Raw genomic sequence first — 1928 nt, 5'->3', positions numbered from 1 at the left:
AAACATTTAATGCATACAGGCGAAGAGCTACCAAAAGTTTCACCTAATACACCAATGAATCAAGTGCTTTACGAGATCTCAAATAAGCGTTTAGGTTTGACAACAATTGTTGATGAACAAGACCATCTACTCGGTATTTTTACTGATGGGGATTTACGTCGTCTCATCGATAAACAGCAAGGGTTTGATGTAAATTTACCGGTGTCTGAAGTGATGACAAAGAAACCGTCAACGATCTCTCAAGAAGCACGAGCTGTAGAAGCTTTACAACAACTTAACCAGAAAAAAATCAGTCAGTTTGTGGTAGTCGATGACCAGAACAAGGTGATTGGTGTAATTAGTATGCATGACCTTATTCAGGCAGGGGTGAATTAATCAATGGCATCGTATGCATTGTTAGAACAAGCACGTCATTTGCAGGCATTGGTTCTGGATGTTGATGGTATTTTAAGTGATGGCTTTGTGACATTAACCAACACGGGTGATGAAATTAAATCATTCGACATTCGTGATGGTTTGGGTATGAAACTTGCGCAACAAGCGGGTATGAAAGTCATCATTATTACTGGACGAAAAAGTAATATCGTTGAAAAACGCATGTCCGATTTAGGTGTCGATCTGGTGTTCCAAGGCCGTGAAGATAAAGGTTCGGCGCTACGTGAAGCGTGTGCACAGTTTAATATCCTGCCTTCAGATTGCTTATATATGGGTGATGATTGGCCGGATCTTTCAGCATTTGCCATTGCCGGAATGAGTGTTACTGTTCCAAACGGACATGAGGAAGTGCGCCGTCGTGCGGATTTGGTAACACAGGCGATGGGTGGCCGTGGAGCTGTGCGTGAAGATTGTGATATGTTGCTGATCGCAAAATGCATTTACCAAGAACTTCTTGAAAAATATCTTGCAGTACCGCATTAATAACAAGATTACTTAAAAAGGTAGGCTATTCCTGCTCATGGATACCAGAGTTTTATATATTGTTGCTGTAGTGGTTGCTGCTGTGAGTGGTGGTTACTACTACTATAGTGGCAAGGCAAAAAAACTGGACATTGGTTCGGCGAAGAATATGACTTATTCGGCGCAGGGCGTCCATTTGACTCAAACTGATGACAAAGGCAATTTGTATATTCGTGCTGAAGTTCGTCAGCTTGAACAGGATATGCAACAAAAAACGTCAAAGTTGGATCAACTCAATGCCACTATGTATAAATTAGGTAAAGTTGATGCAACATTCTTTGCTAAACAAGCTTATGGATATGATGATAATCAAAAGGTTGTGTTATCGGGTGACGTGGTAGCCACTAAGTTGGCACCGCAAGGAACCATTGAGTTTCAAACCGATGAATTAACTGGTTATCCAAAAACTAGAGACATTGAAACTAATCATCAAGTGACAGTTCAGTCTCCACAAGGCGAGTTTGTGAGCAAAGGACTAAAAGCCAATTTGAATAATGGTCAGTACGAATTTTTTAATATTCGAGGAAAGTATGCACCAAAGTCTTAATTTAAAACGTTCTTCAGCTTTCCTAAAACAAGCTGCGGTAATTACATTCGTTGCTTTATCATCTGCTTCGACTTTTGCTTTGCCGTCTGACCGTAATCAACAAATTTCATTAGTGGCAGACCGAGCAACTTATAATGAAAAAACCGGTTTGACGACTTATACGGGTAATGTGGTGATTGAGCAGGGCACCATGAAGCTTCAGGCCGACTCAATTGTTGCTACGCTAAACTCTAAACGTGAAATTCAAACGATCACTGCTAAAGGTAGACCGTCTAAGTTTCAGCAACAAATAAGTGCTGATAAAGGTATTGCACGCGGTGAAGGACAAACGATTGTTTATAATGCAGATACAGGCATTATTACCTTGTCTGGCGGTGCATATTTATACCAAGATTGTTCAAGTATTCGCGGTAACACCCTGAAA

General features: G+C 40.7%; 4 protein-coding genes. All 4 read left to right on the top strand.

Features of this window, described 5'->3' with window-relative positions; all coding sequences use genetic code 11:
• The coding region (locus VXQ92_RS16310) for a CBS domain-containing protein (RefSeq protein WP_416682533.1) at positions 1 to 375 on the top strand (375 nt) is incomplete at its 5' end.
• Positions 376 to 378: 3 nt separating this feature from the next.
• A complete protein-coding gene (locus VXQ92_RS16305) occupies positions 379 to 918 on the top strand; it encodes a KdsC family phosphatase (RefSeq protein WP_416682532.1) in 540 nt (179 codons plus the stop codon).
• A 37-nt stretch (positions 919 to 955) separates the two neighbouring features.
• The gene (gene lptC / locus VXQ92_RS16300) at positions 956 to 1504 is read left to right on the top strand and encodes an LPS export ABC transporter periplasmic protein LptC (protein ID WP_000381220.1); all 549 of its coding nucleotides are present in this window, start codon (positions 956 to 958) and stop codon (positions 1502 to 1504) included.
• The coding region (gene lptA, locus VXQ92_RS16295; RefSeq protein ID WP_416682531.1) for a lipopolysaccharide transport periplasmic protein LptA at positions 1488 to 1928 on the top strand (441 nt) is incomplete at its 3' end. The genes lptC and lptA, both read left to right, overlap by 17 nt.

This window comes from Acinetobacter sp. 228, assembly GCF_048147885.1.
Note: the sequence above shows the minus strand (reverse complement) of the source record. Positions and strands in the feature narration are given on the sequence as shown.

Coding starts and splice junctions, on each gene's coding strand:
- VXQ92_RS16305 (WP_416682532.1), top strand. CDS start 379: ATGGCATCGTATGCATTGTTAGAACAAGCACGTCATTTGCAGGCATTG.
- lptC (WP_000381220.1), top strand. CDS start 956: ATGGATACCAGAGTTTTATATATTGTTGCTGTAGTGGTTGCTGCTGTG.